Below are 26,308 nucleotides of genomic sequence, written 5' to 3' on the forward strand. Positions count from 1 at the left end.
TATGGATAGTATTACCGCAAAGATTCGCCCAGCAGGGCGCCATGTGTTAACGATAGGTAGAGAGCTAATACAAGATTTGCACGCAGCTCTTATAGAGTTGGTAAAAAATTCTTATGATGCGAATGCATCAAAAGTAACATTAGAATTTTCTCAAGATGAATGTAACAATATCCAAACACTAAAAGTTTCGGACAATGGTCATGGGATGACTACTGATGTTGTTTTAAATCAATGGTTAGTGCCTTCAACTGATGACAAATTGAAAAGAAAATTAAGTCCATATGGTAAAAGGGTTATGCAAGGTCGCAAAGGAATTGGACGATATGCGGCCTCAATTTTAGGTGAAGATTTACTTTTAGAAACAACAGATACAAACGGAAATACAACAACAATTTATTTAGTATGGGCTGATTTTGAAAACTCGGAATATTTAGATCAAGTTGAAATTTTAGTTGAATTATCTAAAAACTCCTTACCTTCCGGTACTACTTTGACGATAAATAGTAAATTTTCTGAATCTGAATGGAATAAAAAACAGTTTAATGAGTTGATGTTTCAACTAAAAAAACTCATACCGCCACAAGAATTACCAAACAAGCATTCTTCAGATGATAATTTTGAAATTGAATTAATCACTTTTAATTTCTTAGGTCAAAATATTAATGAAATAATTGAGCCTTTTCCTCTTTTAGAATTATCAGATTATAGGATAAAAGGAAGCATAACAGATTCAGGTAAATGTGAATTATTATATACCTTTCAAAAATATAAAGGGCAGGAAGAGACAGTTCCAATTAATTTTTCGTTAGATAAACAGACATCATGTGGAAATTTATACTTTGATATACGTGTGTTTGATCGTGGTTCTGACGATATTGATAATTTAATAAGAAAGGGATTAAAAGATGATCAAGGGAACTATGTAGGAAAAAACCAAGCCAAAAGTTTATTAAATGCAAATAATGGTATCGGGGTTTATCGAAATGGTTTTAGAATTCGTCCTCTTGGTGATCCAGGGTTTGATTGGTTAGAACTTGACAAACGTCGCGTACAAAATCCTAGCTTAAGAATAGGTAGTGATCAAGTTATAGGGTTTGTTTTAATTGAATCAGAAGAAAGCTCGGATCTTATTGAGAAAACTGCTCGAGACGGATTGAAAAATAATCTTGCGTATGAAAATCTAATTAAAATTACACAAACAGTTATTGCTAAATTAGAAGAAAAAAGGAGCATATTCCGAAATGCCTTATCGAATAAAAAAAGAGAGTCTATTGAGAAGGTTGTACAAGAAGTTTTTTCATTTGAAAATCTAAAAAGTGAAATTACACAACATTTAATCTCAACACAAGCGCCACCTGAAGTTACAGCAAAAATCATCTCATATATTGATAAAGATGCAGAAAAAAGACAAGAAAAATTAGCATTTATTCAACAACAAATCGCAATATTCCAAGCTCAAGCTACATTAGGTAAACTTGTTCAATATGTTATTCATGAAGGACGTCATTATATCAGTTATATACGTAATTCAATTATTTTTTTAAATGATGATATTGATAAATTTTTAACCTCAGCGTCGACCGAACTAAATCTTAAAATTAAAGATGCATCTGGTAAAATTGATAAAAATGTGCTCAATTTGTCTAATTTATTAAAAAGGTTGGATCCTTTAGCAACAGGAAAAAGAGGAAGACCTATTGAGATTAATTTAGAGCAAGAACTTAGGAACGCTTACGAAAATGCTTATTCATTTACTTCATTAGAAGAATCTTATAGTAAAAACGATATTATTTTAAATATTACTGGTTTTAATAATAAAATAATTCAAGGTTATAAACAAGATGTTATATCATTATTTGTTAACCTATTTTCAAATAGTTTGTATTGGATGATAAAAAATAATTCAGAGCCTAAACGAATTGTTGTTGACTGTATTATTGAAAACGAACAAATCCAGTTTATTGATTACAAAGATAGCGGACCGGGAATAAATCCGGAATTGATTGCCTCAGAAGCTATATTTGAGCCTGGCTTTACAACTAAAATAGATGGTATAGGGATAGGATTAACCATTGCAGGAGAAACAGCAAATCGTTTAGGTTTCGACTTATTGGTTTTAGAGTCCACAGATGGTGCGTATTTTCGATTGCTCAATAAACAGAATAAAGGATTGAAGAATGACGATTAATATTTTTTATTTAGAAGATGATGCTGAAATTATTTCTGCATTTGAAGAGGCTATAGAACGTTATAAAAAAATAAATGACATTAATATAATTTTAACAGCTGTTAAGACTCTAGAAGCTGCTGAACAAATTGATTTAAAAGACTTCGATTGTGCTATTATTGATTTGAAAATAGGAACAGCTGATGGCGTTGGAGCTGATTATATTTCAAACAAAATATATGATAAATTAATTAGAATTCCAACTATCATTTATACAGGGACGCCAGATGATATCCCAAAAATACCCATTATGAGCATCTTTGATAAAGGATATCATGTACATCATGATGTGATTACATATATACATCAAGTATATAAGACTGGTTTGACTAAAATTTTGGGAGCTAAAGGAACTTTTGAGACAACCCTTCATAAGGTTTTTCAAGATTTTATGCTTCCAGAACATCAAGCATGGATAGAATACACTAAAAAAGATGGGATTGATGTCGAAAAGAGTTTATTAAGGCATGTATTAAATAATATTTACTATTTATTGAATAATGAGCATGAAAAACTTTTACCTGAAGAATGTTATCTTAAATATCAACCAGATAAGCCAATTAGTACGGGCTTAATTTGTTATTATGAAAATAAAAATTATATTGTAATCACTCCTGCATGCGATTTAGCAAACAATAAAACAACATATATTCAATTGCTTGAAATTGATTCTTATAAAACAGCAAAAGCTGATTATGAGAAAATAAAAAATAAAGTTTTGACAAATAGTGAAGCAAAACAATTTGATAAGAGAATCAATAGCAATAATTGCGATTATTATCATTTTTTACCGAAAGCAAATAGTTTTGAGCCTGGATATATTAATTTTAGAAAATTTCATGGGATTGAAAAAGAGTTTTTTGACTCTCAAATTAAAGCCAACCGTATTCAGTTTAAAATGCAAATTTCGCCATATTTTATGAAAGATATTATTGCTCGGTTTTCTTCTTATTACGCTAGACAAGGACAACCATTGCTGCATTTTTGCTAATTTATTTGTGTAATAATCTATTTTATTTAAATAAAATAGATTATTACGCAAAATTTGTAATTACTCCGTTTCACCAACAATTTTTTTCAACTGCCCTTGGTGTAATCCCCAAAATCTTAGCAATATCTTCAACGGGAACACCTTTATCCAACAAAGCATTAATCAGTATTTTCTTTTCAGTCTCTGCTTTTTCTCGACGTGCTTTTTCTGTTTTCGTCTTATCCTTTTCAACCGCTAACTTCTCTTTAGCAATCAACTTTTCTTCCCTACGGATGCGTTCAACCACTTGATAAGTTGGGACGTATTTTAGACTTTGTTCTAACTCGTCCATAAGCCTTGTACTGCGGAAGCTAATATAGGATTTTGGGGTGATTATGAGGTGGTCGACAAGGTCGATATTTAAAATGCGTCCAACTTGAATTAATCTGTCAGTGATATCTTTATCTGCTTCGGACGGAGTCAGTGATCCGGATGGGTGATTATGGACTAAAATCACGCGTGAGGCGTTTTTCATCACTGCAACACGAAACACATTTAAGGGCTCAACGTCGACCGATTTATAGGTGCCAAGTGCAATCAGTTCGATATACAGTATATAACCAGCTTGATTCATCCCAATCATCCAAAGATGTTCTTTTTCTTGGTCAATCTTGTTATCACGCAATAATACACGTTGCATGATGCTGTACACATCATCCGTGCCTTCAATATAGCGTTTGTCATGCTTGGTTAATTTGATATCCATTTTATTGCCTTGTAAATCACTTGAAAAATAATATAGCATATTTTTCTTAAGCTTAGCAGTAGTTAACAAAAACCACTACATGGGGTGATGGCTAGGGTGTATTTTATATTAAATGCACGATGGAAATGTTTATAAATTTAATGTAAAAAAAATGCGTCAGCTCTTTATTGGCTTTTTCTGGTGGAAAATTTTTCCAGATTTGAAGCTTCTAATCATAAATAGTCATGCTTAATAAATTTATTATTAATGATAATGATTCAAATGTGTCAAAACACAGTAAAAGTTGAATTGGATCTGCGAATAAAACACAAAATAAGTTTGAACAACAACATCAAAGCCATTTGGTATTTAAATCAGTCGATCATTATTCTTACTACCAATTGTCATTTTAAGGGAGTTATAAATTGACCTGATTGGGAAAAAATAATTATTAAAATGTTCTATTTTGCATTATTTTATTTGATCATCTGATGAATATGGTGAGTATCGGATACGATCTGTCTACCCAATACAGGTATAGCCTTAAATATTTACTTTATGTACTGGAAGTAGATTTGACTAAGTTGTTATTGAATATTTTTCATAAGCTGTTGAGAATATAAAATTTTTACTGCCGAATACTCCATAGTTATTTTGCCCAAAATCTGCGGGTGATGGTGCAATATAGACTATTGGTTGTTGAGCGTATGTATCTATTATGGATGGCTTCTCTCAGCCATCATTTTCTCAGAATTATTTTTGAATGTGGTAGAAGTTGATTAGGAGCCAGTTTTGCAGCAGTTGGTTTGACTTTCGTGATGTGAAGACAGAAAGGAGCTAGCTAAATCAGCGCAACAGCCACAACAGGTAGCAACGCCAAGCTGCGATTGTAAATCAGTCAGGCTATTGGCTCCGGCAGCTACGCTTTCTTTTATCTGGCGATCGGTAATAGCATTGCACAGACAAACGTACATGGCTCTTCCTTTGAATAGAAATTTTTTTGTTGATGTGAATGATAGTGGCTTTCATTATTATTATCAAGTACACGATGCATCTATGTCATACACAAGGTGTTGAAAGGATGCCTGGTTGTTGTGTATGAAAGAAAAAAGCCGACTGGATACAGTCGGCTTTGTGGATGATTATGGATTTAGTCTTCTGGGGTTTCAAGTACATCGACTTCGGTGTTGCTGTTTTCTTCTGGTTCAGCAATGCGTTCGAGACTCACCAGTTTTTCGCCCTCATCTAAGTTGATGAGTTTGACGCCAGCCGCAGCGCGACCGGTAGAGCGAATCTGATCCACTTTGGTGCGAATTAATACCCCACCGCTGGTGATCAGCATCAAGTCATCGCTGTCGGCCACAAGGGTAGCAGCAACAAGATCGCCATTGCGTTCGCCCGTATCAATGGCAATGACGCCTTGGGTGCCACGGCCGGAACGGCGGTAGTCATCAACGGCAGTACGTTTGCCGTAGCCATTGGCGGTAGCAGTAAGGACTAGTTTGTCGCCATCTTCTTCGCTATCGTAAGCTAACAAGCTGATGACCTGATTGTTATCTGCCAGTTTCATACCGCGCACGCCGCGAGCGCTGCGCCCCATTGGACGAACATTATCTTCGTTGAAGCGAACTGCTTTGCCGCCGTTGGAGAAGAGCATGATGTCATGTTTGCCGGCCGTTTTAACGGCACCAATGAGGTGATCTCCTTCATCCAGCCCCAGGGCAATAATGCCGGCAGAACGAGGACGGGAGAAGTCGATTAACGAGGTTTTTTTAACGATGCCTTGTTCGGTACACATGAAGACATATTCGTTTTCGCTGAATTCGCGCACCGGTAGGATGGTGTTGATTTTTTCACCTTCTTCTAACTGGATCAGGTTGTTGACTGGTCGTCCACGACTGTTACGTCCACCTTCTGGAAGCTTATAGACTTTAATCCAATGACATTTGCCCAGACTGGTGAAGCACAGCAGGAAGTCATGGGTATTGGCGATAAACAAGGTTTCGATAAAATCTTCGTCTTTGGTGGCTGTGGCTTGTTTACCACGTCCACCGCGCCGTTGAGCCTGATAGTCGTCTACTTGCTGAGTCTTAATATAACCACCATGGGTTAAGGTTACGACCATGTCGCGTTGTGGGATGAGATCTTCGTCTGCAATATCACCGCCAAATGGATTAATTTCGCTACGACGGTTATCACCAAATTGTTCCTGAATTGCAGTCAGTTCATCATGGATGATCTGGTTCACCCGAGCTGGATTGGCCAATATGTCGAGCAGGTCAAGAATGTTTTCCAGTACGGTTTTGTATTCGTCAACAATTTTATCTTGCTCCAGACCGGTCAGGCGTTGCAAGCGCATATCCAGAATGGCCTGAGCCTGAGCATCGGAAAGGAAGTAACCGTTAGCCATTAGTCCAGTATTATCTGGCAGCTCTTGAGGTTTAATCAGTTTGACATCGATATCACTGCGCACCAACATGTTTTCCACTAACTCAGAACGCCATGGTCGAGATGTTAATGCGGCTTTGGCTTCCGGTGGGGTAGCGGAAGATTTGATCAGGGTGATGATTTCGTCTACGTTGGATAAGGCAACAGCCAAACCTTCGAGCACATGTCCACGATCGCGAGCTTTACGCAAGGCAAACAGGGTACGACGGGTAACGACTTCGCGTCGGTGGCGCAAAAATTCGCTAAGAATCTGTTTCAAGTTGAGTAGGCGTGGCTGACCATCCACCAACGCCACCATGTTGATGCCAAAGCTGTCTTGCAACTGAGTCAATTTATAGAGTTGATTCAGAATAACTTCGGCATTTTCATTGCGTTTCAGTTCGATGACAACGCGCATACCCGATTTGTCGGATTCATCGCGCAAATCGGAGATGCCTTCCAGAATTTTATTGTGCACCAGCTCGCCAATTTTTTCGACTAGTCTGGCTTTATTAACTTGATAGGGAATTTCATCAATGATGATGGCTTCGCGTTCGTCGTTTTTACCTATCGGTTCGATATGGGTTTTGCCACGCATAATGACGCGACCACGACCAGTACGATAGCCTTCACGCACGCCGGTTAATCCGTAGATAATGCCACCAGTTGGGAAGTCGGGTGCCGGAATGAGATCGATCAGTTCATCAACGCTGAGGTTTTCATTTGCCAGTAATGCTTTGGCACCACCAATCACTTCGTTGAGGTTATGAGGAGGTATGTTGGTGGCCATGCCAACTGCGATACCGGAAGAGCCATTAATAAGTAGTGCCGGTATACGGGTGGGCAGAACAGCCGGCTCATGCTCGCTGCCGTCGTAATTAGGAATGAAATCGACGGTTTCCTGGTCTATATCTGCCAGTATTTCATGCGCAATGCGCGCCATGCGGATTTCGGTGTATCGCATGGCTGCGGCGCTGTCGCCGTCGACAGAGCCGAAATTACCCTGACCATCCACCAGCATGTAGCGCATGGAAAAATCCTGCGCCATGCGTACGATGGTGTCGTAAACCGCTGTGTCGCCGTGGGGATGGTATTTACCGATGACATCGCCGACAATACGCGCTGATTTTTTATAGGCTCGGTTCCAGTCGTTATTTAATTCGTGCATCGCAAACAGCACGCGGCGGTGAACCGGTTTCAGACCATCGCGTACATCGGGAAGGGCGCGACCTACAATCACGCTCATGGCGTAATCAAGGTAGGAACGGCGCATCTCTTCTTCTAGAGATACTGCTATGGTTTCTTTGGCAAAAAGTGCATCAGACATAATGTATTTACAACTATAAAGGTTATTGTTTATTTTACCATAGCATGAGGTTCTTGCCGGCTATTTTTCAAAGCAATGTGGCATATGTTTAAAAATCCTTGTCTATAAAGGGTTTAAGAATATGCTCACAATATCTGTGGATAAATTTGTGGAAAATAACGGCATCGGGCACTTAATTGCCGAAAAATCAAGACTTGCATGCCCTTGCCTAAAAAATAAGCCTGAAAAATAAATCATTTAAAATCAATGAATTACTTTTGTTAATATTCATTGGATTTTTGGATTTGTAAAATTGATATTTATTTGAAGTGTTAAGGGGCTACATGTGGATAAATGTAAAATGTCAAGGGTGGTATGCACTTGACAGGTAGTTAACATGGCAGTAGTTGCCTCAGATAAATGATTTAAGGATTTTTATGCAGCAACAAATTTCACGGGTGTCTTCTTCATCTAAATGTACTGCGGATGAGGTGTGGGTATTTGTTCGTGTGATCGATAACTGGGGTGATGTAGGGGTTGGGTGGCGCCTGTGTATGCAATTGGCCTGCAGTTTTCCATGGCGAGTGCGGCTTTGGATTGATGATGTGGCTGCGCTGGGTAAACTGGTGCTAGCAGCAGAGTTGGCTGCTGTGCAGGATGCTGTAATGGTGGAAAAATGGTCTGATGAGGATTCTGTATCATTACGATTAGCTCAGCTGGCAGACCCTGTTATGGTCATTGAGACGTTTGGCTGTGATTTACCCAGCCCGGTTTTACGGCGTATGCAACAGTGCCAACCATTATGGCTCAACTGGGAATATCTCACTGCTGAAGACTGGGCGGTTGATTTACAGGCAATGCCATCCTTACAGGGCAATGGTTTAGCTAAGTATTTTTGGTTTATGGGTATAGATCAGCAAAGTGGTGGGCTGTTGCGTGAGGCCAATTATCTGTCCCGACGGAATGAGTTTTTACAACAACCGTGTTTGCAGCAGGCTTTTAAGCAGCAATATGGATTGCCGTTAGAGCACGTTGGGCAATTGTGGCTGATTTTTGCCTATACCAGTGAGCGTTGGGCTCAATGGCTGTCTATGTGGCGCGGTGCTAATGAGCCGATAACATTATGGCTAGCCGGCCATGAGGTGGTGGATAGTTTGCGTGCTGCTGGTGTGATTGCAGCTGATGCCTTGCAACAGGTTGGCGATACATTCGAGCTGGAGCAAGTGACCATGGTGCGTATCCCTTTTGTTCCTCAGTCTGCTTTTGATAATTTGTTGTGGTTGGCCGATGGCGCCATAGTGCGTGGTGAAGATAGTTTTGTGCGGGCTTTGTGGGCAGGATTGCCGTTTTTATGGCATATTTATCAACAGGAAGAAGCAGTGCATTTGCAAAAACTGGATGCTTACTGGCACAAGGCGTCAATAAACTGGCCGGCTTCTGTGCGTGAAGCAGTTCTTGCTTTGTCGGCAGATTTGAATGGAGGCGAACATTTGTCGGAATCGTTACGTTTGAGGTTGTGGCAGAATCTGCGTTCTGAATGGCAAAATTGGGTAAATGCAGCTTCAACTTGGTCGGATTCGCTGCATTTGCACAGTAGTGCCATGGAAAGGCTAGCCAGATTTAGGCAAATTCCGCTAAAATAATATACTTATTAATTATTAATTCTATATTGGAAGTGTACACATGAAAACCGCACAAGAATTGCGCCCGGGTAATGTATTTATGGTGGGCAATGATCCAATGGTGGTGCAGAAATCCGAATACAATAAATCCGGTCGTAATGCTGCCGTGGTAAAAATGAAACTGAAAAATCTGTTGACTGGTGCTGCTACTGAAACAGTTTATAAAGCTGATGAGAAGTTCGATGTGGTGGTATTGGACCGCAAACAGTGTACTTACAGTTATTTTGCTGATCCGATGTATGTGTTTATGGATGATGAATTCAATCAGTATGAAGTAGAAGCTGAGAATATTGGTGATGCAATCAAGTTTATTGTTGACGGCATGGAAGAAAAATGTGAAGTAACGTTCTATGATGGTCGTGCTATTTCTGTGGAATTGCCAACCATCATTGTTCGTGAAGTAGAATACACTGAACCAGCTGTAAAAGGTGATACTTCTGGAAAAGTGATGAAAAATGCACGTCTGGTTGGTGGTGCCGAAATTCAGGTGGCCGCTTATGTTGAAAATGGTGATAAAGTAGAAATTGATTCTCGCACTTTTGAGTTCCGCAAACGCGCATAAGTCTTTTTTGCTGGAACAGGCTGTCTGAATGATTCAGGCAGCCTGTTTTTGCTGAATGTGTCAGCGTTGCTGTGATGTCGTAACGGTGCTGAAAAAATATTAAGCTGTAATTATTGGTAGGTGAGACATGTTATTTGAATTGAATGAGCATAGCAGAAGTGAACTGCTGAATGAATGCCGCCGTTTGGTGCGACTGGCTCTGCCCATTCTGATTGCTCAAGCTGCTCAGGTGGGTGTCGGTGCGGTGGACACCATGATGGCCGGACATGCCAGTGCCAACGATCTGGCTGGTGTGGCTTTGGGTTCTAACGTTTTTACCACTTTGTATATAACATTATTAGGTGTGATGGCTGCTTTGCAACCAATTTTGGCGCAGTTATACGGTGCGGGAAAAACGACTGAAATCGGTGAACAAGGACGGCAAGGTCTGTGGTTTGGGTTGTTTTTAGGTGTTTTAGGCATGCTTTTGCTTTGGGCGTTGATTTCGCCATTGCAAGCGTATTTTAATATGGGAAAGTATGTCACCCAAACATTTGGTCAATTTGTGTTTTTTATTTCGCTGGGTTTGCCGGCAGCGATGATTCATCGTTCTTTATATGCCTTTGCTTCTTCTTTAAACAAACCAAAGACTATTATGATCGTCAGTCTGATTGCTTTGTTGCTGAATATTCCTCTTAATTATGTATTTGTGTATGGAAAATTTGGCCTGCCCGCTATGGGTGGTGCAGGTTGTGGTCTGGCTTCGGCAATTTGTTTTTGGTTTAACGCTATTGTGTTGGGTATCTATATTGTTCGTCAGCGTTTTTTTGCTCCTTTTGGCTTGTTTGCCCGTTTTGAGTGGCCAAATTGGCGCGCACAATGGGCAGTATTGCTGCTGGGCATTCCAATTGGGTTATCGTTTTTTCTGGAAGTGAGTTTGTTTACGTTTATTGTGGCGTTGATTGCTCGATTCGGGGTAACGCAGGTTGCTGCGCAACAGGTGGTCATCAATATTACTTCGCTGATTTATATGATTCCACAAAGTGTTGGTATTGCTCTGGCAGTGTGTGTGGGACAGGCTGTTGGGGCTAATAATTGGGTACGCGCGCGCTTTGTCTCTGGCGTAGGGCTGGTGATGGGGTTGATTGGCGCTTGCTGTACCGGTGTGATGTTGTTGATATTCCGCCATTTCTGGATAGGGTTGTTTACACAAGAACAGGATGTAATTGTGTTAGGCGGAACATTGCTCATTTTTGCGGCAATTTTCCAGCTCTCTGATGCCACCCAAACTATCGCTTCTTATGCATTGCGTGGCTATAAACTGATCAAAGTACCGATGGTCATCCATGCGATTACATTTTGGGGACTGGGGTTAGGGATTGGCTGTTTGTTTGGTTTGTATTTCAATATGGCACTCTATGGTTTCTGGTTAGCGTTGGTGATCGCTTTAACTGGAGCAGCAGTTGCCTTAGTGTGGTATCTGAACCGAAAAAGTCAGTCATTGGTCCATCAGCATAGCGAAAGAGAATCATGATTAAAGTCAGTTATGATGCTGATTTACAAGCCCTGCATACTTTTGGTTTGCCTGTACGGGCTCAGGCTCTGGTCACTTTGACGGATAAAAATCAATTAAAAGATATATTGGCTTTACCGGAATACGATGCACAGCAGGTGCTGTGGCTGGGCGGTGGCAGTAATATTTTGTTTTGCGCTGATTACCCAGGCTTGGTGGTGCGCATGGCAAATCGTGGTATTCAGCTGATGGCTGATGATGGCGACAAAGTACTGGTCGAAGCAGCAGCTGGGGAAAACTGGCATGATTTTGTGCAATACACCGTTGCTCAAGGCTGGAGTGGGTTGGAAAACTTAAGTCTCATTCCCGGCACAGTTGGGGCTGCTCCGGTACAGAATATCGGTGCTTATGGTGTTGAAGTTCAATCGTGTATTGCGGCGGTTCATTGTTTTGATCTGATGACAGAACAGTGGGTATGGCTGAAGGCGGATGACTGTCATTTTGCCTATCGAGACAGTATTTTTAAGCATGCTGCCGGTAAACGATATGTCATTACCTCAGTACAATTTGCGCTTTCACGTCATTTTAAACCCCAGCTTCATTATGGCGATTTGGAACAAAAGGCCAATGAGCTGGCGCAAAATCAACCTCTCAATGCAGCCATAGTTGCTCAGGCAATCTGCGATATTCGTCGCCATAAATTACCAGATCCGCGATTACTCGGAAATGCAGGTAGTTTTTTTAAAAATCCAATTGTAAATGCCCAAGCAGCAGCAGTATTATTAGAGCAGAATCCTCATATGCCGCATTATCCACAATCTGACGGGCGTATCAAACTGGCTGCAGGCTGGTTAATCGACCAGTGCGGGCTAAAAGGCCATCAGTTAGGTGGCGCGGCTGTGCATGATCGACAAGCTTTGGTGCTGGTTAATAAAAATCAGGCTACCGCAGCCGATGTGGTAGCGCTGGCACAATACATATGTGCTTGTGTGGCTAAACGTTTTGCGGTGCAACTGGAAACAGAACCAGTTTGGCTGCCCCAATCTTGATGAGGCATTGAGAGCTTGAGCAGTATATATGGTATGAACCGTAATACATTCCCACCACCGAATGAAGATAGATAATTGAAAGAAAAATCTAATGGTCAAAGGATCACGCCCGAATACCTATAACCGCATCATTGACGCCAGTTTGAAGCTGTTTAATGAAGAAGGGGAACGTAACGTCACTACTAATCATATTGCTTCGTATCTGGGGATCAGTCCTGGTAATCTGTATTATCATTTCCGCAATAAAGATGAAATCATCATGCAGCTGTTTAAACGTTATAGTGAAGAACTGTTGCGTTATTTATTGCAGGCAGCACCGCCACAAACCACCGAAGCCATCAAAAACTATATGTTTGGTGTATATGATGTCATGTGGCAGTACCGGTTTTTGTTCAGTGATTTAAATGCGATGCTATCGCGCAGTGCTGAATTATTGGGCGAACACAATAAATTTACCCGTGTTCAGGTATCACCTATGTTGCTTAATATGTTGCAACATTTAACTGATATCGGTTTGATTCAGACTGATGAAACAGCGCGCAAAGACATGGCGGTTAATATTTGGTTAATTACCAAGTACTGGTGTGACTATGACAGTGCTTTATATGCACCCTCTTTGACAGAAGCCTCAAAATACCGAGGCACTTATCAAACTTTAAGTTTACTCAGACCCTACGTCAGTGCTGATTTTCGTGAAGAATTCAATCAGATGATGACCGAACTGTATCACCACGTATAATTTTCTTTTTGATATTAAACGTATTAAGTCTGGCGTGATCTATCCTTGGGCATAATTTCATCTTTATGCCTGAGGAACATTGGCAAAAATCAGCCAAATCAACTTCGCTGATTTCATTTTTCTTAGGGTATATCCTTCATGCCGAGGGGATCAGCAGAATATTAAAAATCTGTTTTATCTTTTCTATAATCGTTGCTGCGCCTGCTTCTAGAGGAAAAACATTATTTTTGTCCCGACAATAATCTTAACTACCATGTGCTGAAAAAAAATTGACCGATTCAATAGCAAACCCACTTCGATTGTTTTAACTATCTTTCTCAAGATTTTTTGAGTCTGGATGCTCAAGATAACAGTCAAAACTAGCAACTCAAATGTTGTTACCAAAAAGGCAGCCATAAATGGTATGGCTACCCATTTTGGTAGATCATCTAAATTAATTTAATCATTCAGCCAATTAAGGTGACAGTTGATCATATAGTTGAAGCTAATTGTTTTTTCAAAATCTCATGTTGAACATTGAGTCATTGAAGATGATTCAGATGTTGATTTATCCCATCGTTAGCGCAGTGCAAATAATATTTATCTTCATGATTAAATGTTGTGTGACATTAAAAATATGATCATTGATGGTTGTTAATCATATTGCTTATCAACTCTGATCATCATAAATGATTGCAATGGTTGCCGTTGGAATACAGGACTTATTAATACCTTGAGCATCTGGTGAAGTATTTGCTAATACATTAAATGATTTCAATATCTATAGCAAAACACACGGTAAATTAGGGTTTAAAGCGTTTATTTAATTTGCATATGAAAGTTTAATGACTATTGTATTGCTAATTTTCAGCTATACGGGGTGCAAATATTCAGCTAACTGAGATGTTTAAGTACTGATTGGTCGGCTGGCGCCCATTCGAATGCTTTCGAATTTGCCACAAGGAATTTGCTGCTGAGCGCAGGCTTCAGCCAGTAATTGTGGCGGTTCGTCTAATGGCTCATCAGCCAATTCAAAAGCCCCCCAATGCATACCTATGGCATGACGACAATGGAGTATTTTAAAGATTTCCACTGCCTGCTGCGGATCAATGTGCTGGTTTTGCATAAACCAGCGCGGGGCATAAGCGCCAATCTGGATAGCCGCCATGTCTATGCGCGGAAAGCGAGCAGCAATCTGTTGAAACATAAATTCGTTAAATCCGGTATCACCACTAAAGTAGGTAAATGATTCAGCCACCTGCATTATCCAGCCACACCATAAACTTTGGTTACGATCAAATATACCGCGCTGGCTCCAGTGTTGAGCAGGCACGCAATGGAAGTGAATCCCTTTGCAGTTCGCCGACTCCCACCAATCCAGTTCAATGACATTTTTGACGCCCATGTTGAGCATTTTTGGTTTTAGTCCCAAAGGGACAACAGCCGTAATTGACGGAAAGCGTCGTGCTAACTGAATAATGCTGGCTCTGTCCAGATGATCATAGTGGTTGTGTGATAGAGCAATCACGTCGATATCCGGTAACTCGTCAATGGTGGCGGCCGGTTGTGTGCGCCGTTTGGGTCCGATAAATGAAACGGGGGAAACCCGTTGTGAAAATACCGGATCAGTAATAATGGTGCAGTCTCTTAGACGCAATAAAATGGTTGCATGGCTGATCCACCAAAGCCGATTATCCGGTAAATTGAAATCAGGCTGTTGATACCAATGACGGGCAAACTCCGCATATCCTTGTTTGGGCGGTTTAGGTAAGCGTTGTGAAAATCTTTCCCAATTCCATCGAAATACATCACGCTGCTTAATCATGATAGGTTGCGGATTACAAAATCCATCAGGAGTATGGTGAGGTTTGCTAGGATCGTAATAAGGATTATTTTTTTTCAATAACATTATCTGATTTTTATCTAAATCAAAAAAGATAATTTGAGCTAGATCTGGCTGGAAATAATGGGAAAGTTCATTTTAACGTATCTGCGGTGAAGCAGACGATTTTTTTGCTGTTTAATAGAAAATATCTTTAAAAATTTTGCTGCATGAACGCAAATTCATCTAGCAGGGATTAGGATTATTGTAGAAATAAAGTAACTATAGTTATTGTTATTTAAGTTATTAAATGATAATATATGTTTTCTTTTCTTTGCACTTATTAAAAATTATTAATAAATCGGAGTGTTCAATGCAGAAATTATTTGTCATTACGTTAAGTATTTTATTGGCAAGTTGTTCCTTGTTCTTCGACAACCCAGAAGATAAGTTTAATCAAGGCGATTATTCTGGTGGAATTAAAATTTTGGCGCAGAACTATAATGCCAAAAGTGAGCGTTTGAAGAAAAAAAACAAGGAATGGAAACAAAAGGATGTAGATTATCTAAAAAATACGGTGACTAAGGTGTCACAGATGGCACAAAAAAATATTGACCAAGCGCATGCACAAAACTATGACGAAAAAATTAGAAATTATAAATTGTTATTGACGATGCAACAGAAGCTAAGCGGACGAGGCTATAGTAACTTTATTGAGGATTTTTTAAAGCAGTATCCTGAGGAAAATTTAAAACAGAGTATTGCCTCCCAGTATTATGATAAAGCGGACAATATTGTGGTAGGTAATAGTCAGGATTATCTACGCAAAGCAAAGGAATATCGAGAAGGGATCAAGTATTTTAATTACAAGGACATTGCTAAGCGTGCGGAAGAAAGTCAGAACTTATACTATACAACGGCTGCTGAAGAGTTTTATCGTGCCGCACAAAATGACGTGAAAAATCAAAATTATAAACAAGCCGTGATCAATTTTCAGAAAGCACAGCAAGTTTATAAACCTCTAGGAAATTACAAAGACAGCGTCAAACAAGCCGCTTTTTATGAAAAAAAATGGCGTACTTTGGAAGCTCAAGCAAATTATCAAATGGGGAAAACAGTCAGTCAAAAAGCCAAGCTGTTTAAAGATCATCGCCTAGCCGCTTCATATTTTAACAGCGCTGTGGAAGTGTACCGCCAGTATGGGCCATACCTAGACGCGGCTCAACTGGCTTCGAGTCACTATCGTCAAGGACGAATCAAAATTTATATTGATGCAGAGTCTGTTTACAGTGAGAACATTCGTAGAGAGTTGCGCGAATGGTATATTGATTTTGTTTCATCCCCCGAGCAAGCTAATCTGGTCATTAACCTCACCACCAAAAAAGATTACCAACAAAAACGTGACAACGTTCAATCAATGACACGGCACGATAATATTAAGGTTGGAACAGAGAAAGTTGATGATGGACAGGGTAATATGGTTGATCGACCGGTAATGAAAAATATTGCTTTTACTGAGTACTGTCAGAAAACCGTTAATAGGTCGACCATCAAAGCTACTGTTCGGATGAAAGGATTATATTATTTGAACAAGGATTATTATGGTAAAAGTCTATCTTCGGAAACCCGTTGCTGGTTTGATCGGAAAGCTCCTGCCAAATACAAACCCTACACCAAAAATAGTTTACTGAGTCAGGCTAAATTGGAGGGGCAGGCTCGTGAAGACTTGTGGTCGAACATTAAAGATGAAATAAAATATGTATCTTCTGAACTGAGTAAGATGTAAATCTTTATCCTTGCAGATGAATTAGATTGGCACAGCCGTCCATTAACACGGTAAGCCTAATGAAACGGGCTGTGGCAATATTCGATTTAAGCCATGGTCTGTTCACCCAGCCTTGTTGATAACTGAATACTTTTCGGATATCAACAAGGCTGTTTTCATTAAGGTATAAGCTTAATGTTGCTGGAGATGCAATCTTCTCTTTAAATTTGGTTTGAGTAGATGATGATTAGTTAGTCTGTACAGAGCAAAGGGCGGTGGAAATTATTTTAAGGTGATTTTATTTGTAGCGGTCATTTTTTGCGCTCGTCATGTTGCCAGGAACGTAAGGAAAACGGGTTAGCCCAGTTTAGTAGCTTATGGACTAATTAATTTGGAGGTCATCTGCCACTTCAAGTGCAATTATGCGTAATATATTCAGACAGAATAGATGATGAAGTAGCATAAATCCTCTATCAAGATAAAACCATATTTTGGTATAAATGATCTGCATGATAGGTTGATGCATTTGTCCGCCGCTGCCAGTACACGGTATCCGGCTGTCTATACTGTTTTGTATTGATCAGCATTCAAGTTAGCCATGTCTAGGGTTCAATGGATTTTGTCGTTTTTTAGCGTTGATATTGATGTTATTCAATGATGTGATGCTCTGAATTGATCTATAATAAGAGATGATAAAAAAGTGCAGCTTAGGCTGCTGTTGTTATTAAATGAAAAGGATAGTTATGCCGCAATTTTTGCTGGTGCCAACAGGGGCACAAAACGGATTGACCGCTATTGGTCTGGGTGTTGCACAAACCTTTGCTCTGAAAAAACACACTCCGCTGTATTTCAAGCCGGTAAGTGCTGATGTTGCTGATCAAACAGCTGCTTTGGTGCAAGGGCTTTTGGGTCAAACTATGCCTGAACCTTTGTCCTTGACCAAACTGGATGAGCAGGTTTATCAAGGTCGGGCTGATGATGCTATTGAAGGTTTTGTTGCCACTTTTGACCAAGTAGCGCAGGCTGCGCATGAAGTAGTGGTGGTTGAAGGCGTGGTTCCTGAAGCGGGCCGCAGCTATCTGCCAGCACAGAATGTGAAAATTGCCGCAGCTTTGAATGCTCGCGTTATTCTGATTGCTGCCGTTGCGGATAAAACATCAGCTACAGTAGCAGCTGAATTGTTGCTGTCTGCATATGATTATTCTTTTGGCCATACTGAAATCAGTGGTTTTATTCTAACTTCTGCTGTAGCTTTACCATCAGGCTTTGTCGATGAAGTTAAAAGTGTTTTGGCTCAGCATGGCAAACAGTTAGATTGTCTGGGTGCGGTTACCGCTGTGGCAACTTCAATTGAAGTGGGGCAGGTAAGCACTGTTGCTCAGGCTGTGGCTGCACAGTTGGATGCAGATTTATTGTGCCGTGAATTGGCTAAACCAGTTAACCAGCATTTGTCTCCGGCCGCTTTCCGCTATCAGATGATGGATCGCGCTCGCAAAGCAAACAAACGCATCGTTTTACCAGAAGGTAATGAGCCACGTACTATTGCCGCCGCTGCCATCTGTGAAACTAAAGGCATTGCCCGTTGTGTTCTGCTGGCAAAACAATCAGAAGTAGAAGAAGTCGCTAAAGCTAAAGGCATTACTTTGCCATCTTCTCTAGAAATTATTGATCCAGACAGCATCCGTGCCCGTTATGTTGCTCCGATGGTTGAATTAAGAAAGAGCAAGGGTTTAACTCCTGAACAAGCTGAACAGCAATTACAAGATACGGTGGTATTGGGTACGATGATGTTGGCTACCGGTGATGTGGATGGTCTGGTGTCTGGTGCGGTACATACTACAGCCAATACCATTCGCCCAGCCTTGCAATTGATTAAAACCGCGCCAGGTGCCAGTCTGGTATCTAGTGTGTTCTTCATGTTGATGCCTGATCAGGTTCTGGTTTATGGTGACTGTGCCGTTAATCCTAATCCGACTGCCGAACAGTTAGCTGACATTGCTATTCAGTCTGCTGATTCAGCCAAAGCGTTTGGTATCGATCCTAAAGTAGCCATGATATCTTATTCTACTGGTTCATCTGGTAGCGGTGCGGATGTTGATACGGTTAAAGAAGCCACAGCGTTAGCGAAGCAAAAACGTGGTGACTTAGATATTGATGGACCATTGCAATATGATGCGGCCAGTGTACCCAGTGTGGGCAAACAGAAGGCTCCAGACAGCAAAGTAGCTGGTCAGGCTACTGTGTTTGTTTTCCCTGATCTGAATACGGGTAATACCACCTATAAAGCAGTTCAACGTAGCGCACATGTATTGAGTGTTGGACCCATGTTGCAAGGTTTGAATAAACCAGTCAATGACTTGTCCCGTGGTGCGTTGATTGAAGATATTGTCTATACCATTGCATTGACAGCAATTCAGGCGACACAAATGAATTAACAGGTTGAAATAACTAATTATTTAGTTAGCCAACTTAAAAAACAGGTGATATAGCATCACCTGTTTTTTACATTAAAGCAATTAAACTGGTTAATTATCAAAAAGCATGAAATAAAAAATCAATATCCGTTAAAAAAAAGTAGTAAATGGGTTTTTCTGAGATTATAGTTATAGTTTCTTGCTTATTTCTGCTTGATAAATTACAGTTTAGCAAACGGACTTAATATCCGAAAAAAAGCCAAGTATACAAGGACATATTGTAGAAATGAGGAAGTTGTAATACCAAAAAAATCGCCTGTGTGAGAAACAGGCGATTTTACTTATGTTTGTACTGTTTGGTTAATATCATTATAAAGTGAGACTCATTTTCTTGATCATTGGGTCAAGTAGTGTTTTACAGCTCAGGATGATCACGCTACTTAACCTTTTGCTCTAAACTCAATGTACTGGCATGGTAATCATCAAACTTGATCACATTAGAGATTAGCTACTGTAATACAAATACTATATTGGTGCGGTTTCCATGCACAGATTCAAAAATAACCATAATACAGAGAGTATTAAGCCGAGGCTTAGAAGCCAAGGTAACTATTTGGGCTAAAAAAAATCAAACTGAACCCAACAGCCTAAAGCGTTGTTCTGCAATTAGCGATTAATTGATTCATTAGGCTGATGCAGGTCTCTCAGATTATGTGCTAAATATTTAGACTTAATCCACCTGATCACTTTTCGCTTCAGCCAATCAATTGAATCTGATAATTATTTTTTCAGAGCTAATTTAATGTGTGGTTTGGTGGTTTTGTCGGATTCAGGTTCGGGCGATTGAGCTTGTTGCTCTGCTGCAATCTGCGCACGCTGTTTTTCTGAAAGTAATCCTGACCAGTCTCCATGCAAATACCACTGTTTACCAAAATCTTCACACGGATGGGGAATGCGAATGCAGCCATTACCGCACAACAGATCATCCTGACGACAGTATTTGTCACAGCCCCAGCAGATACGTTCCGGATGTTTAGGGTGAAGAGGAAAAATTTTTGACATCTGTTTTACTAGCTTGGATAAAACTTCAACACGAAAAAACGATTAGGAAACTTAAACGATAACGAATATTTAGCCTAGCACTATTATTCAGATAATACGTGTCAGGCTTTTATTTCAATAAGATGAGTAGTAAGTTAAATATTTCAACTGATAATGCTATGTAAAATCAGTTTAGCAATAATAGTATGGAGAATAAATAGCGTTAGTTTTAAAATACATCAAGGTATTTTGCTTGATCAGCTCAAATTGATAATGGTGATAAATACATTCAGTTTCTAATATTGTTTGTGCAAAATCTGATTTTATCTGCGGAAAAATTTTCCGGCTATGGTTGGCTTCAGGTATCCAATACAGCTTGAGGCAATGAATGATTAGCTTTTAAGTTAATTTACTACTGTCTGTGATTTTCCGTCTATTTAAAATAGTGACTGGATTGTTTCGTAAATTAATTCGACATTGAGAATGATCAGTACTGTTGTGGCCACCCAACCGACGATCATGGTCAACTGACTGTTTACGAAATCACCCATCTTGTGTTTATTGGATGTGAGTAGGATTAAAGGAATCATGGATATAGGTAGGGCAATACTCAAAAAAACCTGAGTATAAACCAGTAAATTCTCGACAATATTTTCTCTATCCCCCCATATATAGATACATAAAATGACTGGTGTTATGGCTAAACCACGGCTGATGATTCTTCTGACCCATAGCGGTACGGATAAATTGATGAATCCTTCCATCACTATCTGTCCAGTCAGTGTTCCAGTAATGGTTGCGTTTTGACCTGAAGCGAGCAAAGCAACGGCAAACAGGGTAGCCATGGTTGAACTGGCTACTGTGCCCACTATGTGCGGGTTTTTTAAAGCATCATAGAGCTGGGTGAATCGGCCTAGATCATCGGGGTTATTTCCATAAAAAAGGGTAGCACCGAGAATTAGTAGCAAACAGTTGATTAAAAATGAGAAGGTTAATTGGATGTTGGAGTCAAGGGTGGCATATTTAATGGCCTCTTTCAGGCTGGTTTTGTTGGTTCGGTTATATTTTCTGGTTTGTACGATGGATGAATGCAAATAGAGGTTATGAGGCATCACTGTTGCACCCACGATCCCCAGTGCCAACATTAAAGCTGAATCATGTCCTTTGATGGTGGCAGTGAAAATATCACGCTTAGGAATAAATCCATTCATAATCTGACTGAATTCCGGAGACGCTCTAACTACTTCATAAACAAAAATAATGAAAATGGTTGCGATCAGACAAAAAACGATCGCTTCGATTTTGCGGAAACCAAATTGCATTAAACACAACAGAATGAAGACATCTAATACGGTTAATAAAACGCCGATCAATAGGGGAATTTTAAATAACAGATTTAATGCTACTGCTCCGCCGATCACTTCTGCTATTTCGGTGGCAATTATGGCTAATTCTGTGGTGATCCATAAACAATAAGAAGTTTTTTTGCCAACCAGTGTTTTGGTGGCTTGCGCCAGATCCATTCCGGTAACGATGCCTATTTTTACACACATCGCTTGCAACAGCATGGCTATAAGGCTGGAAATTAAGATAACGGATAAGAGCAAATAACCATATAGTGCTCCTCCTTGTATGGAGGTAATCCAGTTTCCCGGATCCATATAACCTACAGCAACTAAAGCGCCAGGACCTGAAAAAGCCCATAGTTTGCGGAAAAAACCTGACTTAGCGTCCGGAATACGTACGGTGTTATTAATCTCTTCCAAGCTGATAGGCGTAGGTTTTGGCATAACTTCGATTTCAAATAATCAGACTCATCATCATTATATTGATAATGATAATCATTATCAATATGGTATTTGATTCTCAGTCTTTTCATTTTCCTTATTTAATTGATGCAATCTGTTCAAAAATAATTGTTCAAGGGTAATTTATATATGAAATCAATGTTATACAGAGGATTATGTTTGTTTAATATAAGTAAAATAAACAGAATAATGCTTAAATTATGCAGCAACCGATAGCATGAAATATTTTAAAATACTAAAAAAGGTGTTGATCATAAAAAAACCATATAGATTATTGGTCTTCTGTGGCTTAGATTTTTAGTCAAGATAAGTGGACGGGTCAGATTAACGATTCAACCCAAAAAGATGTGGGGTTCATTAGGGTTAACCATATCATCCCCTGGCTACAAAAGCTGATTATTTCGGCGTCCATTAAGCATCGTAAACGTTAATAAGGATGACTTTTATCATGATAAATAGAATTAGTTTGTATCGTCACATATCAAAGCGATGATGATTTCATGCGCTATTTATCCATCTGCCAGTCGATAAAAAGCAATGTTGTATGGTTGCTGACTTATTATTGTGGTTCAAAATTGCATTGAATTTGTTCAAGTCTATATCATTCAAAACTTGCACGCCTATTCAGCGCTATATTTCTACTCCATGATTTTCAAAGCACATAAATGAAAGTCTGAACTAAGTGTGTCAATAAATATTTCGCTCTTTAGACGGAAGTCATGTGATTGCATATATGGTGGTAAAAAATAAGGTAAGGCTGGCGCAAATTGGTGGGTGAGAACAACACTATATTTCAAAGATCAATTGTTTATATGCTGTGGTTGGCTAGATTGGGATGTAGGAGTTTGATATGCTGCGATGGAGGAAAAAGTGTACAAAGCCATCGTTGTATCACAAGGATTATGTTTGCTAAGTTCTCAGTTTATGATGATTATGGGGTATGAAGTAAAAGAAATAGATACTGGGGCAATTGAGTTTCCATAGCCAAAACGGAAGCTATTCGAACAGCAATAAGTTTATTTCTCAAAAATGACTCAAATAAAACCAGTAACTCAAGAGAGTATGAAATAACAGTGTTGCAGAATGTGGTCTAAAGCAAGTGAAAACCCCTATGGGCATAGTGTAGCTAAGATCATTTTTAGACCGCCAATGAGCAAAAATCGTAAAGCAAAATCATAAGGGCAACATGCTCCTTTTATATAGTTCATGTCTGTTGTTTACGTTCAAGACAAGTTAAACATTGAATCTCTGCGCAGAGATGGATTGTAGATAATTAAGTATAGATTAAAATAATATTATTTATTATTATCTTAATGATAAAGTCTTAAGCTAACTAAGCATCACCATTATTCAGCTAGATATTCCCCGAGCTACTAAATATAATAAAATGAATCATATAAACATAATAACATAAATATTATCGATATTTAACATTAAAATTATCAATTTAAATCTGATTGACCCAAGTTAATCTATTTGCATTTTAAATAAATTCAGGGGTAAAATCTTAACCATAATTAAATATAACAGAAAAAGTTAGCTTAATTGTTAATATATATATATTCTGAGAGGATTTAAATAATGTTTAATTTATTTGTTAGAACCAAACCCGAGGCACGTCATTATGGCGTGGCATTTTTTGCCGGTATTATGGGCGGACTGATTTCTGCATTTGTTAAGTCAGGTACGGAAGGCATTATGCCACCACGTACCCCAGACCGTATCGCTCCACCTATTCAGATGATTCAGGATATGGGCATTGATATTCATAATTTGGTGTACACGTATTCTGATCAGGTGATCAACTGGGGAGGTAGTTTGGTCCACATTTTGTTTTCTATTGTTTGGGCGGTCTTGTACTGTGTTGCAGCAGAAATTTTTCCTAAAGTAAAACTTTGGCAGGGTTTAGCGTTTGGTATTGGAGTAACCATTCTTTTCCATGGTATTGTGCTGCCTATTTTGAATCTGTCTCCTGCCGCTTGGAATCTGCCATTTGATGAGCTGTTTTCTGAGCTTATTGGTACACTGTTATGGATGTGGACTATTGAAGTTTTCCGCCGCGATTTACGTAATCGTTTGACCAAAAAACCTGATCCCGAATTTCTATAAAAGGTTTTTAATCAGCTCAATGGTATCATTGAGCTGATTGCATATTGATAGACAGCTCGGGCACAGGATTAAAATGCATTCAGGCCAGTAGCATATCTGGTCTCAATTCGATGCACTAAGCTGGGTTGAGCACTGATTGTGTAGGTTTGAATTCATTTCGGTTTTTATATGCTAAAACTAAAAGCTAAGACATATTCATGTCTTAGCTTTTTTATTTCGATGATCAGTTGAAAAGTATAGAATGTGTTATTTATTCATGAGATTCATTAAATGTCTGATCAGTAGGGCTTTCTGAATCTGTTGCCAACACGATCGGTTTTTTCAATTGTTTTTTAAACACGGGTAAAAATAGTGTCAGTAGAAAAAACCAGAATGGGGTAGCGAGCAGACCTGTTAAAGTATCTTTATCCTGACTGAAGAGGTATAGCGTAAAAGCAAAGAAAATAAGACAGGCATAGCACATTGGAATCCCACAAGGCATTTTATAAGATGATTTGGCGTGTGCCTGTGGATAGATATGTCGGTAGCGTAGATAGGCGATTAATATTACTGCCCAAACAAATATAAAGCAGATGCTGGACACAGTGGTCACGATGGTGAACACTTTCATCACATTCCCTTCTGCATACAGCAATACTATGCCAATTAACAGCATAGCACAGGAATATAACAAGCCGTTTTGCGGCACTCCTTGAGCCGATAAGCGGGCAAAAACGCGAGGTCCAACCCCGTTTTTAGACAGACCATATAACATTCTGCCTGTGGAATACATCCCACTATTGGCGGAGGATAAAGCTGAGGTTAATACTACAAAATTGATAATCGTCGCTGCCGCACCAATGCCAATCATGGTAAACATATTAACAAAAGGGCTACGATCAGGAGCAACCATATTCCATGGAGTGACGGTCATGATAATGGATAATGCTAGTACATAAAACACGATCACTCGCACGGGTATTTTGTTAATAGCTTGCGGCAAGGTTTTATAGGGATCATCGGTCTCGGCAGAGGCTGTACCAACAAGTTCAATGCCCACGAACGCAAAGATGGCAATTTGAAAGGCGGCAAAAAATCCAGACCAGCCATGAGGCATCCAGCCACCGTGTGTCCATAGATTACTAATTTGCGCTTTAGTGCCTGATGAGCTGACAAATCCACTAAATATTAAATAACCTCCACAGACTATTAATGCCAGTATTGCTAACACTTTAATTAAAGCAAACCAGAATTCAAGTTCGCCAAATAGTTTCACAGACAATAAATTTAAAGCCAATAATATGGCAATGCTCAAAATGCCCGGTAACCATAGTGGAACATCCGACCACCAAAATTGAGTATAGCCGGTAATCGCCACGATATCAGCCATGCCAATCACCACCCAGCAGAACCAATAAGACCAACCAACGTAATAACCGACGGTAGGGTTAAGGATATCCGCGGTAAAATCGACAAAGGATTTATACTGTAAATTATGTAACAGTAATTCCCCCATGGCGCGCATAACGAAAAATAAAAAAGCACCAATGATGATATAGGCAAACAAGACAGACGGACCTGCTAAACTGATGGTACGACCCGAACCCATGAAAAGACCGGTACCTATTGCGCCGCCAATAGCGATCAGTTGCAGATGGCGGTTTTTCAATGTGCGTTTTAATTCCGGCTGTCTGCTCATTGTATTTCCTTATTCATGAGATATCCTTGAAAATAAGTGAAGATGGGAGAGGCTTAATCATTAAGAATAGATGTTACGAGGGTGTAAGGGTGACAAACGAGGTTTACACGATGAAACATATCTTGGTTTGATGTGACACTGATTAATAGAAACCTGTAAGCTTATAACAATATTTTTACAGTGCCAATAAAATTTTATTTTGCTGCTTTAAGCTTGGTTTTGACCTATTTTATGCTTAATGTGTCCTGTTTTGGCTGGCGGGTGTTCAGCCAAATCTCGGATGTCATGTTTCTCAGCTGTGTTGATCCAAATCCCGCTAAAATCTTTATTGGCATTGTTTTAAGGTCATTAAATAAATTCTATTTTGGCTGTCAAACTTGATGAGCAACATATAAAGTTTGCTATTTTTATAAAATGATGTGCATAAAAACAAGTTGTTAGCTCAATGTCAGATTATTGAGTCAGATGATCAGTTGATGATGGAAGGCTAATG

General features: G+C 39.4%; 17 protein-coding genes. 10 read left to right on the forward strand and 7 right to left on the reverse strand.

Annotated features, from left to right (window positions below; genetic code table 11):
• Nucleotide 1 precedes the first annotated feature (1 nt).
• Both J3U68_RS01090 and J3U68_RS01095 read left to right on the forward strand, forming a co-directional pair.
• Entirely contained in the window at nt 2-2,188 is a 2,187-nt protein-coding gene (locus tag J3U68_RS01090) for an ATP-binding protein (protein ID WP_267373638.1), read from the forward strand.
• Nucleotides 2,178-3,218: a hypothetical protein gene (locus J3U68_RS01095; RefSeq protein ID WP_267373641.1), complete on the forward strand. Its 1,041-nt coding sequence runs from the start codon at nt 2,178-2,180 to the stop codon at nt 3,216-3,218. The genes J3U68_RS01090 and J3U68_RS01095 overlap by 11 nt, the downstream gene beginning before the upstream one ends.
• Nucleotides 3,219-3,288: 70 nt before the next feature.
• Here the strand turns inward: J3U68_RS01095 and J3U68_RS01100 are convergent, their stop codons facing one another.
• The 3 genes from J3U68_RS01100 to gyrA form a co-directional block, all read right to left on the reverse strand.
• On the reverse strand, nt 3,289-3,963 hold the full coding sequence (locus J3U68_RS01100; RefSeq protein WP_267373643.1) for a JAB domain-containing protein: 675 nt from the start codon (nt 3,961-3,963) through the stop codon (nt 3,289-3,291).
• A gap of 758 nt (nt 3,964-4,721) precedes the next feature.
• Nucleotides 4,722-4,916 (reverse strand): (2Fe-2S)-binding protein, encoded by a 195-nt coding sequence (locus J3U68_RS01105; protein WP_267373646.1) that lies wholly within the window; start codon nt 4,914-4,916, stop codon nt 4,722-4,724.
• A gap of 176 nt (nt 4,917-5,092) precedes the next feature.
• Entirely contained in the window at nt 5,093-7,696 is a 2,604-nt protein-coding gene (gene gyrA, locus J3U68_RS01110; protein WP_267373648.1) for a DNA gyrase subunit A, read from the reverse strand.
• A gap of 416 nt (nt 7,697-8,112) precedes the next feature.
• Here gyrA and J3U68_RS01115 point away from each other — a divergent pair, with 416 nt between their 5' ends.
• The 5 genes from J3U68_RS01115 (at nt 8,113) to J3U68_RS01135 (ending at nt 13,199) form a co-directional block, all read left to right on the forward strand.
• Nucleotides 8,113-9,318: an elongation factor P maturation arginine rhamnosyltransferase EarP gene (locus tag J3U68_RS01115; protein WP_267373650.1), complete on the forward strand. Its 1,206-nt coding sequence runs from the start codon at nt 8,113-8,115 to the stop codon at nt 9,316-9,318.
• Nucleotides 9,319-9,358: 40 nt separating this feature from the next.
• Entirely contained in the window at nt 9,359-9,919 is a 561-nt protein-coding gene (gene efp, locus J3U68_RS01120) for an elongation factor P (RefSeq protein WP_100090392.1), read from the forward strand.
• A 127-nt stretch (nt 9,920-10,046) separates the two neighbouring features.
• Nucleotides 10,047-11,432: an MATE family efflux transporter gene (locus J3U68_RS01125; RefSeq protein ID WP_267373656.1), complete on the forward strand. Its 1,386-nt coding sequence runs from the start codon at nt 10,047-10,049 to the stop codon at nt 11,430-11,432.
• The gene (murB, locus tag J3U68_RS01130) at nt 11,429-12,460 is read left to right on the forward strand and encodes a UDP-N-acetylmuramate dehydrogenase (RefSeq protein ID WP_267373658.1); all 1,032 of its coding nucleotides are present in this window, start codon (nt 11,429-11,431) and stop codon (nt 12,458-12,460) included. Before J3U68_RS01125 ends, murB begins: the two co-directional genes overlap by 4 nt.
• Before the next feature lie 91 nt (nt 12,461-12,551).
• On the forward strand, nt 12,552-13,199 hold the full coding sequence (locus J3U68_RS01135) for a TetR/AcrR family transcriptional regulator (protein ID WP_267373660.1): 648 nt from the start codon (nt 12,552-12,554) through the stop codon (nt 13,197-13,199).
• Between the two features lie 886 nt (nt 13,200-14,085).
• Here J3U68_RS01135 and J3U68_RS01140 read toward each other — a convergent pair.
• Nucleotides 14,086-15,087 (reverse strand): MBL fold metallo-hydrolase, encoded by a 1,002-nt coding sequence (locus tag J3U68_RS01140; protein ID WP_267373662.1) that lies wholly within the window; start codon nt 15,085-15,087, stop codon nt 14,086-14,088.
• 286 nt (nt 15,088-15,373) lie between these two features.
• Between J3U68_RS01140 and J3U68_RS01145 the strand changes: the two genes are divergently transcribed.
• Together J3U68_RS01145 and pta are read left to right on the forward strand one after the other, a co-directional pair.
• Nucleotides 15,374-16,786: a hypothetical protein gene (locus tag J3U68_RS01145; protein ID WP_267373664.1), complete on the forward strand. Its 1,413-nt coding sequence runs from the start codon at nt 15,374-15,376 to the stop codon at nt 16,784-16,786.
• A 722-nt stretch (nt 16,787-17,508) separates the two neighbouring features.
• Nucleotides 17,509-19,200 carry a phosphate acetyltransferase gene (gene pta / locus J3U68_RS01150; protein WP_267373666.1) on the forward strand — a complete coding sequence of 564 codons (1,692 nt, stop codon included), beginning with the start codon at nt 17,509-17,511 and terminating at the stop codon, nt 19,198-19,200.
• Nucleotides 19,201-19,959: 759 nt separating this feature from the next.
• Here pta and J3U68_RS01155 read toward each other — a convergent pair.
• Both J3U68_RS01155 and J3U68_RS01160 read right to left on the reverse strand, forming a co-directional pair.
• Nucleotides 19,960-20,241, reverse strand: coding sequence for a DUF3079 domain-containing protein (locus J3U68_RS01155; RefSeq protein WP_267373669.1), 282 nt, complete (start codon nt 20,239-20,241; stop codon nt 19,960-19,962).
• Between the two features lie 416 nt (nt 20,242-20,657).
• Nucleotides 20,658-22,010 (reverse strand): Nramp family divalent metal transporter, encoded by a 1,353-nt coding sequence (locus J3U68_RS01160; RefSeq protein WP_267373671.1) that lies wholly within the window; start codon nt 22,008-22,010, stop codon nt 20,658-20,660.
• 1,599 nt (nt 22,011-23,609) lie between these two features.
• Here J3U68_RS01160 and J3U68_RS01165 point away from each other — a divergent pair.
• Entirely contained in the window at nt 23,610-24,137 is a 528-nt protein-coding gene (locus J3U68_RS01165; protein ID WP_267373673.1) for a YagU family protein, read from the forward strand.
• Between the two features lie 250 nt (nt 24,138-24,387).
• Here J3U68_RS01165 and J3U68_RS01170 read toward each other — a convergent pair whose 3' ends face one another.
• Nucleotides 24,388-25,815 carry an amino acid permease gene (locus J3U68_RS01170; protein WP_267373675.1) on the reverse strand — a complete coding sequence of 476 codons (1,428 nt, stop codon included), beginning with the start codon at nt 25,813-25,815 and terminating at the stop codon, nt 24,388-24,390.
• Between the last annotated feature and the right edge of the window lie 493 nt (nt 25,816-26,308).

This window comes from Snodgrassella sp. B3882 (assembly GCF_026535915.1).
Lineage (GTDB): Bacteria > Pseudomonadota > Gammaproteobacteria > Burkholderiales > Neisseriaceae > Snodgrassella.

Coding starts and splice junctions, on each gene's coding strand:
- J3U68_RS01090 (WP_267373638.1), top strand. CDS start 2: ATGGATAGTATTACCGCAAAGATTCGCCCAGCAGGGCGCCATGTGTTA.
- J3U68_RS01095 (WP_267373641.1), top strand. CDS start 2,178: ATGACGATTAATATTTTTTATTTAGAAGATGATGCTGAAATTATTTCT.
- J3U68_RS01100 (WP_267373643.1), bottom strand. CDS start 3,963: ATGGATATCAAATTAACCAAGCATGACAAACGCTATATTGAAGGCACG.
- J3U68_RS01105 (WP_267373646.1), bottom strand. CDS start 4,916: ATGTACGTTTGTCTGTGCAATGCTATTACCGATCGCCAGATAAAAGAA.
- gyrA (WP_267373648.1), bottom strand. CDS start 7,696: ATGTCTGATGCACTTTTTGCCAAAGAAACCATAGCAGTATCTCTAGAA.
- J3U68_RS01115 (WP_267373650.1), top strand. CDS start 8,113: ATGCAGCAACAAATTTCACGGGTGTCTTCTTCATCTAAATGTACTGCG.
- efp (WP_100090392.1), top strand. CDS start 9,359: ATGAAAACCGCACAAGAATTGCGCCCGGGTAATGTATTTATGGTGGGC.
- J3U68_RS01125 (WP_267373656.1), top strand. CDS start 10,047: ATGTTATTTGAATTGAATGAGCATAGCAGAAGTGAACTGCTGAATGAA.
- murB (WP_267373658.1), top strand. CDS start 11,429: ATGATTAAAGTCAGTTATGATGCTGATTTACAAGCCCTGCATACTTTT.
- J3U68_RS01135 (WP_267373660.1), top strand. CDS start 12,552: ATGGTCAAAGGATCACGCCCGAATACCTATAACCGCATCATTGACGCC.
- J3U68_RS01140 (WP_267373662.1), bottom strand. CDS start 15,087: ATGTTATTGAAAAAAAATAATCCTTATTACGATCCTAGCAAACCTCAC.
- J3U68_RS01145 (WP_267373664.1), top strand. CDS start 15,374: ATGCAGAAATTATTTGTCATTACGTTAAGTATTTTATTGGCAAGTTGT.
- pta (WP_267373666.1), top strand. CDS start 17,509: ATGCCGCAATTTTTGCTGGTGCCAACAGGGGCACAAAACGGATTGACC.
- J3U68_RS01155 (WP_267373669.1), bottom strand. CDS start 20,241: ATGTCAAAAATTTTTCCTCTTCACCCTAAACATCCGGAACGTATCTGC.
- J3U68_RS01160 (WP_267373671.1), bottom strand. CDS start 22,010: ATGCCAAAACCTACGCCTATCAGCTTGGAAGAGATTAATAACACCGTA.
- J3U68_RS01165 (WP_267373673.1), top strand. CDS start 23,610: ATGTTTAATTTATTTGTTAGAACCAAACCCGAGGCACGTCATTATGGC.
- J3U68_RS01170 (WP_267373675.1), bottom strand. CDS start 25,815: ATGAGCAGACAGCCGGAATTAAAACGCACATTGAAAAACCGCCATCTG.